The sequence below is a fragment of the Ligilactobacillus equi DSM 15833 = JCM 10991 genome (assembly GCF_001435735.1).
In the GTDB taxonomy this organism is placed as follows: domain Bacteria; phylum Bacillota; class Bacilli; order Lactobacillales; family Lactobacillaceae; genus Ligilactobacillus; species Ligilactobacillus equi.
In genome coordinates this window covers 1-7,689 of record NZ_AZFH01000048.1, presented here as the reverse complement: position 1 = coordinate 7,689, position 7,689 = coordinate 1, and the positions used below count along the sequence as shown (strand labels likewise).

8 protein-coding genes are annotated in these 7,689 nt (G+C 36.5%); 7 read left to right on the top strand and 1 reads right to left on the bottom strand.

Going from position 1 to position 7,689, the window contains the following annotated elements; translation table 11 throughout:
• Positions 1 to 28 precede the first annotated feature (28 nt).
• From FC36_RS05040 to iscB, 4 genes are all read left to right on the top strand, one after another.
• On the top strand, positions 29 to 259 hold the full coding sequence (locus tag FC36_RS05040) for a hypothetical protein (RefSeq protein ID WP_025021413.1): 231 nt from the start codon (positions 29 to 31) through the stop codon (positions 257 to 259).
• Positions 260 to 372: 113 nt separating this feature from the next.
• Positions 373 to 1,293: a hypothetical protein gene (locus FC36_RS05035; RefSeq protein WP_155889647.1), complete on the top strand. Its 921-nt coding sequence runs from the start codon at positions 373 to 375 to the stop codon at positions 1,291 to 1,293.
• 37 nt (positions 1,294 to 1,330) lie between these two features.
• A complete protein-coding gene (locus FC36_RS05030; protein WP_155889646.1) occupies positions 1,331 to 1,717 on the top strand; it encodes a hypothetical protein in 387 nt (128 codons plus the stop codon).
• Positions 1,718 to 1,997: 280 nt separating this feature from the next.
• Positions 1,998 to 3,344 carry an RNA-guided endonuclease IscB gene (gene iscB / locus FC36_RS05025; RefSeq protein WP_025021410.1) on the top strand — a complete coding sequence of 449 codons (1,347 nt, stop codon included), beginning with the start codon at positions 1,998 to 2,000 and terminating at the stop codon, positions 3,342 to 3,344.
• Positions 3,345 to 3,495: 151 nt separating this feature from the next.
• Here iscB and FC36_RS05020 read toward each other — a convergent pair whose 3' ends face one another.
• On the bottom strand, positions 3,496 to 4,065 hold the full coding sequence (locus FC36_RS05020) for a PD-(D/E)XK nuclease-like domain-containing protein (protein ID WP_056986747.1): 570 nt from the start codon (positions 4,063 to 4,065) through the stop codon (positions 3,496 to 3,498).
• Between the two features lie 365 nt (positions 4,066 to 4,430).
• On the opposite strand from FC36_RS05020, the gene FC36_RS05015 reads away from it, so the two are divergent.
• From FC36_RS05015 to FC36_RS05005, 3 genes are all read left to right on the top strand, one after another.
• A complete protein-coding gene (locus tag FC36_RS05015) occupies positions 4,431 to 5,546 on the top strand; it encodes a ParM/StbA family protein (RefSeq protein WP_025021408.1) in 1,116 nt (371 codons plus the stop codon).
• A gap of 13 nt (positions 5,547 to 5,559) precedes the next feature.
• Positions 5,560 to 6,030, top strand: a complete 471-nt coding sequence (locus tag FC36_RS05010) for a hypothetical protein (protein WP_025021407.1) — start codon at positions 5,560 to 5,562, stop codon at positions 6,028 to 6,030.
• A 417-nt stretch (positions 6,031 to 6,447) separates the two neighbouring features.
• Positions 6,448 to 7,464: a hypothetical protein gene (locus FC36_RS05005; protein ID WP_025021406.1), complete on the top strand. Its 1,017-nt coding sequence runs from the start codon at positions 6,448 to 6,450 to the stop codon at positions 7,462 to 7,464.
• The last annotated feature ends 225 nt before the right edge of the window (positions 7,465 to 7,689 follow it).

Sequence of the window (7,689 nt, the reverse complement as noted above, 5' to 3'; positions counted from 1 at the left end):
TACCATATAACATCCTAAACACTACTTAGTGTTCCCAGAAACCCGTCACTTTAGTGACGGTGTAGTTCATTACATTGATATTAATGCTCCATTTGTAAACGTGTATGTTGCTTCTCGCTATACTGAAACGTATGAACAAGAAATTGAGGAAGCTCAAAAGGGACACTTAGCGTATGCTTATGTTTACAATGTAGCTAACCCCGTATTTTCTGAGTATGGAAGTGTACAAGTTAACAAAAACTTAATTAGAATTAATTAAAAAAGCCCTGCAAAGGGGCTTTTTCTTCAAGTAGGTATGTAAAATGGGGGGTGTTTTAAAGTACGTTTTAAAAAACGTCCATTGACAAAAGAGAACAGAAAGAGTAGAATTCATTGCAAGAAGTAGATAGAAAGGGGATTAAGATGAACATAACAGTAAATTTATTAGAACAAAACCTTGACCTAACATTATCAGCATGGCTTGATAAGTTGATTTTAGCGGGATGGATTAAAGAGGAAAACCGAGAAGCTTTGTTAGAGCTTGTTATGGTAATCACAGCGGAAGCTATGTATGATTTTACAGGTGAATCTAGTGGGCCACGGATTAACTTTAATTTTATGGAAGATGCCAACAAGATTAATATTCATCAGGAAGTGGACTTTGTAAGAAGCTTAAATAGTATTGGCTTTCAGAATAAGGACACACTCCCTAAGAATTTAGCGGACTACAGAGTACCAGACGATCCTAAACGGCCATTTGAAGATAGACCAGAAATTCAGGAGGCCTACGACCATGTGTTATCTGGAGACTTTTCAGAACGAGATGCGCAACTGGTAGCAGAAAATCCACCATCCCCAAAAATTTATATCAGATTAGATAGGGGGGAGATTAGACCTTTCATATTAGATCGAAAGCCCCCATTTAATTCCTCAGGCGTTTATAGACAATTAAAGATACGTAAATACCTTTCCGAGCAATTAGAAAGCTGTATTATGTCTAAAATTGCTTTAGAGAGCGATATGCTAGTTAAAAAATCTAAGACGAAGGGGGCTTACAGACTTTTAAACGATATTATGATTAGTTCGACTTTGACGGGGAAGTACGATGATGATAAGAGTGATAAATATTTTGAAATTAAGCTATCAACTGAAGGTGAAGTATCAAGTAACTTTTTCGATGAAATAGGAGCTCTGCTAGTTCCACTAGGGGTAGAGGTTATCTCAGAAGAAAAAGGGCAAGAGAAGGTTTTTTATGAGATTAGCTTGCCAAAAGAAAGGTTTAAATTACCTGATACGTTACAGCGAAAATTATAAAAGTGGATTAGGTTTACAAAAGGAAAAGGGGATTAAGATGAAAGTTATCTTAAATGTAGTAGATGAACAAGGAATTATGTTTAAGCAATTTGAGGATGATTTTCCAGAAATTGAACATCCGTCCGTTGTAATTGATGCAGAAATTGATCCTGAACGTCACTTATTGATGATTGATAATAACTATTTGTGGGGAAATAGGAATTTCATGGTAGTAGGATCAACAACCGTTAATAACGAACGTGAAGAATGCAAGTATATTGATTATCAGAGTCATGAGGACAATTTTTCGGTGATTTTTTGTACGGATGATGTTTTCTTTGTGGACGATCAGTACATCGAGCAGTACCTAGAATGTAAAACAATCGCTAACTGGCTAAATGGTTGTCTAAATGCTTTAAATCATGAAGACAAACTTAGTGCATAAGCCGGTCAACAGACCCGTTATTAAAATAACGGGCTTGCAATGTAAATTGTAAGCATGGTTGATTAGCCTCAGTATTAAGTTACTACGTTACCACTGAAATTAGGTACTCCGGGATGCCACCCTAGTCTCGGACTCTACGCTTGCTTATTAAACAGGGCTGAGGTCAGGCCCAGTGTAAGTGAGATTTAAAACCAGTGGCTAACATTGGCGAAGGGTACACACGCATTGCTCTTCGGGGATAATGCGACTTATAACCCATTAAAGAAAGGGGTGGGCCAAGATGTCACAGAAAAAAGTTGAACATATTTATGTAGTAGACTCCAGAGGCGAACCAGTCATGCCCACTTCTCGTTTAGGCATGGTTCGTCGGTGGTTGAAATCGGGACAAGCGATTTGGTACGGAAATAGTAGGAATACTATCCAATTTGTAAGACCGATTACTACAAACGCTCAGGAGCTAACCTTAGGTGTTGATGCAGGTTTCCACTTAGGTTTATCGGTGGTCGGTAACCAACGTGAATACTATGCGTCTGAGAGTGTCAGAAAATCTGAAAAGGACAAGATTACTGCTAGACGTGAATACCGTCGTACCAGAAGAAACCGGTTGCGTTATCGTAAGCCACGTTTTGACAATCGCAAACGTCCTGATAGTTGGTTAGCACCATCAATTCAGCACCGGTTGGATTTTACGATTAAAGAAATTAAACGTTTATATAATTTCTTGCCAATTAGCAAGTTAGTCATTGAGGTGTCGCCCTTTGACAATCAAAAATTGTTAAATCCTAACATTAAACCATGGGAATATACTCAAGGCAAAATGCAAGGATTTAAAGATGTAAAAGACTACTTGCTAGCAAGAGATGTCAATCGTGATGCTTTAGACGGCAAAATCTATCCCGCTAGTCAGTTGCGAGTACACCACTTAGTCCAACGTAAGGACGGCGGTACTAACCAACCAGATAATTTAGTTTTGCTATCTGACCGTAACCATAACCAAGCTAACCATAATAATGGCGTATTAGCAAAGTTAGCTCAAAATAGGCAGAATTCGATTGATTATAAAGGTGCTTACTTCATGAGTATTTTAGCTAGTCGGTTACCTAATTATTTTGATAGTTATATTGAAACTCAAGGCTATATAACTGCCAATTTGAGAAAATTATATGGCATTGAAAAGTCACATCTGAATGATGCCTTTGTAATTGCCGGTGGCACAAATCAGTACTTACGCACCAGTAACGTGTACTCACGCACTAAAGTTGCTAATAATAATCGTAGTTTACAAAAGTTCTATGATGCGAAATATATCGACAGTCGTGATGGCAAGAAGAAGTCTGGTAAAGAATTATCTTCTGGTCGCACTAGACGCTCACGTGAAATTAATTATGATAATCAACGGATTTATCGTCAAGAAAAGGTTTCTAAAGGACGTGTATCTATTAGACGACAACACTATCAGCTGAGACCACATGATATTATTAGAAACTTAAAGACAAACAAAATTGAAATCGTTAAAGGTGTTATAAATAACGGTAATTCAGTTTTATTTCAAACTGGAAAATCAGTAACGACTAAGAAAGTTAAATGTTTATATCACATTAACGGATTAAGAGAGGAAAAAATTTAGAAATTATGTCATTTAAAAAAGACCCTTTTGGGTTTAAAAGTAGAGGGGCAATTCATCACCTGAACAGAGTTCAGGAGTCTTCTTGCCCTCGTGATAAAATTAGGGATGAAACAAGAAAAGGACGGTCATTCAACCGTCCTTTTCTTTAGTTTTAAATAACCCCCGTAAATAGTTGTTCTCCCTCTTTTAACGTGTTTAAGTCCTTTTCTTTATCTTCTTCAAGGACTTCTGCTACAAGCTTGTTAGGAGTTTTAAGGGTTAATTTATGCGCCCATGGAGAGTCATCATAGACTACAGGGGCAGTTTGTTTACCTGTGATGTAATCATTAGCAAGGACAAGATTTTCAAGGAAAATATCTAAGCCCTTATCCATAGCCTCATCAGTAATGCTCCAAACGTCAATGCGTGGGGAGCTTTCCTTAGTTGCGACAATGTAAGTGTAGTCAATTTCATAGTCTGAATACCCGTTATCTTGTAATAACTGGCGGTAAGTTCCTGCTTGAACTGGGAATAATTTATCAACGTGCCATACCACGCTTGTCCTAGAACGTGTGCCATCTAATAATTCACCCCATTCAATCCCATTTTGAGGGTAGGTGCGACTTGTTTTGAAGTCGATACAATGTACTTTCTTGTTAGCATCATCAACAAACATTAAATCAAGTTTCCCCTTGTATTTAATACCTTGATATTCAGAAGTGAACGGGGTTTCTGTGAACATTTTCAGCTCTTTAGATGCTTTAACTAAATATAGAAATGCTTTTTCCGTTTTAGAAGAATAAGACTTTAGTCCATATTATTAATGTAGTGAAGAGGGATATTTATATATATGTGAGGACGTAAGAATGTTGATATATCAAATAAAAATTAAGTATCCTAATATCGGTGTTTTATGCACTAATAAGTTTTGTTATTTTTTGTCAAATAAAATTTATCAATAATATATAGTAATAAATAAAAATAATAAAAAATAAAAAATAATGCCTTTTACTCGTAAAAACGTTGACAATTCAACAAAATAGATATAACATATGAAATATAGTTAGATAGAGCTATGATAACGAAAAAGAATTGAGGTAACAAAGAATGAGCAAAATTATTTTTGGAATTGATTTAGGTAATAAGCAGACAAAATTATATGATGGCACTCATACTTACGTTATGCCATCATCCTTATTACCGGCAAGTAAAGTAGAAGGTGGCTTCTCACTGGGGAAGTCGGATAATATGACAAAATTTGAAACCAAGATCGCAAAAGGTGGGTCTTGGTACTGGGGCCAAGGTATTCTCACGTATAGTAAGGATGAACTTACAGACTCGCTTATGCACGATAACAAGCGGTATTCATCCCGTCCTTACCAAAATCTGTGTGAATTATCCCTAGGTCAACTAGGAAGGAACTATGTAGAAGCCAAAGACGGGGTTTTGACCGTTGATTACGTTATTGCAGGTCTCCCTAGTGATGACTGGGAAGCTAAAGGAGATGCAAACGTCAACGAAGTGAAAAAGAACTTCATTGGGAAGCATCTGATTAACGTTGATGGTGAATCCTTAACGATTGATGTTAAGGACTGCTTAGTGTTATCACAATCCTTTGGAACGTTGTTGAGCATTGTTTTTGATGGTGCAACGTTTGATGGAAAAAAGGAAAATACTTTCACTAAAGAACAAGTTGAACTTTCTCAGACAATTCAAGGAGGAACGATTGGCGTCGTTGATATCGGTGGCGGTACGGTTCTTCTTGATACGTTAAAGAATCACAACCGGTCAAGTCAAAACCACAATCAATATAAAGTGGGAGCTAATACTTTATATGAAAATATTGCTAATGCTGTTGGGACAGAACATAATTTTACGGCTGATGTTCAAACAGTTGAATTGGCTCTCAGGGATGGATTAGAGGATGGCGAATTTGCTTACAAGCGATCCGCACTGAACGTATATGATATGACAGATATCGTTAACCAACAAATTGATGACTGGTCTTATGACTTAGTAGATAAGATCCGTCACACATTCTCGAATTTGGGTGATATGGACTTACTCTTAATTACAGGAGGCGGTTCTGAATTGGTTAATAAGGAAATCATCGAAGAAGAATTCGACGGTAGTGTTCATGTTAAATTTGTAGAAAATCCAGAGGTTGCTAACGTCAAAGGATTCTACTACCAAGGTCAAATTCTATCTATGGATGCAAAATAGGGATGTGTAGACTATGGCAAGAGCTAAATCAAAAAGCAATGCCTCATCTAAGACTAAGACAATCTCGATTTCATTATCACGAAATGATAGTGATATTTTAACTTTCTTGGATAGGCTAGGAGAGGTGACGGGTCTTAATCGTTCTGTTCTTATCAAACATGCTGTGCGTGAGTATAGCAAAGAGATTATGAGAACAGGAACAATGCAAATTCCTATTAACCCTGCTGTAGTTGGTTCGGGGTCTTTGATGGAATTTGTAGCTCCTGAGTCGCAAGTTGAAGAACAGGTAACGGTTAAATCTCAAAGTGAGCCACAGAACACGCCTCTCAACACAGAAGAAACAGTTACAGATGAATCTACAGAAAATACTGTAGAACAACCTGCTAAAAAGCGTAGAGCAAGGCGAGAAAAGGATGAGCAAACCATTACCGTATCTGACGACATGTTTAAAAATATGCTTGGGGCGGGGATGAAAGTCAAGTAGTCCTGCTCACATCAAAATTACCAAGTGGGCATCCCAGATTATGAAACTGGGATGTTTTTTAATTTTATAAAGTATGGTTTACTTCGTCTGTAATACTTATTTATTAATCTGAAAACACTATTTATATAAGTGTTTATGGCGAATTTTTTTACCAATAAATATAGAAAATTGTTATTAGGTACATCCATAAGTTTTAGAAAAAAATATATGGGATGTTAGTTGAAAATTAATCAATTCCATAAATGTAAACTAATTAACATATAAGAAAGTATCAATATTTAATCCAAGTTATTTCTGTAAGTTACATTGACGAGGTATACTACAGTCGCTTAAACTTAAAGAGATTTAAGATAGAAAAATAGCGAAAAGAAAAGTCTAGTAAAAACTAGATGAAATTTGTGAAGGGAGAAAAGTAATATGGTTCGAAAACAACAAAGTGAAGAAAGGTTTTTGAGAGACAAATTAATTCAAATTGCTAAAATTGTGGGGATGAATAATGTTGACATTGCAAAGGTTTTGGGATTAACACCTCAAAAAATTGGAATGGTAGATATTAATGATAATCCACCAGAAATCAATGCCTTTATTGAGGGAATTATTTTCACCTATTCTAAACCTGATGAAGACGGAATGGTGTCACCAACCCTAAAGGATTTAAAAGAAAATTACACACCAGAACACTACATGAAGTGGGTTAAGAATGCGTCAGATGTTTCAATTCGTACTGAACGTAGCAGAATTTACAGTGTTTTACGGGAATCTAATCCAGAAGATAAAAATTTCATTGTGATGCTAACGTCAATTAACGCACTGTTATTGCGAGAATTGGATATCAGAAAATACACCCGTCTAGTAAAAGAGTCTGCCACCTTAAAAGATGCAGAAAGACGATATGATGCTAAAAAGCGTCAGTTAGCTAGAGAATTGGCTGAAAACGTAGAAACTAACCGCAAAAAAGAAATTCATGCAGAAAAGAAAGCTGAAAAGGCAAAGATGGAGTCGGACAAACGTATAGCTGCTCTTAACGAATTGGTGGCCAAACGTGAGGAAGAAGTTAGTCAAAAGCGCAAGGAATTAGCGAGAGAAATTAGAAATGACCGCTCAGCATTAGCTAGAGTTCGAGCAGAAGTTGATAAGGCTAATAGCGAGCAAGAGGAACTTTTGACAGAGCTTGAAGTAACCAAAGCTGAATTGAAGCAAATTCAAACTCAAATTGAAATGGCTAAATCTAAGCTAGAAGAACAAGAAAAACCTAGTACAGGCAAACGACCTGCTAAACGTGTTAAAAGGCGTGCTAAAAAAACAACCACTGAGAAGACAGAGGTTAAGCCAATTGACGAAAGCAAAAAGCCAATCAAGGTAGATAACGCCGTAGCAGATGCTCCTAACACAGTTGATTTTGCGGATTATGTTTTTAGCAAAAACAAGGAATAGAGTAGCCTTGGAAGTATAATCCAATCATTGCTGAAAGCCCAGAGAGAGATCTCTGGTTTTTTTGTGTCCTGATATATCTATATCATATTTAATATTTTATTATTTTATTATTTGATATTTTAGAGGTGAAAAAATCTAGTTATATCAAGGGATACAGAGATTAAGTGCTGACAGATTTTGCGAAAGTGCCGACAGATTTTGCGAAAGTGCCGACAGATTTTGCGA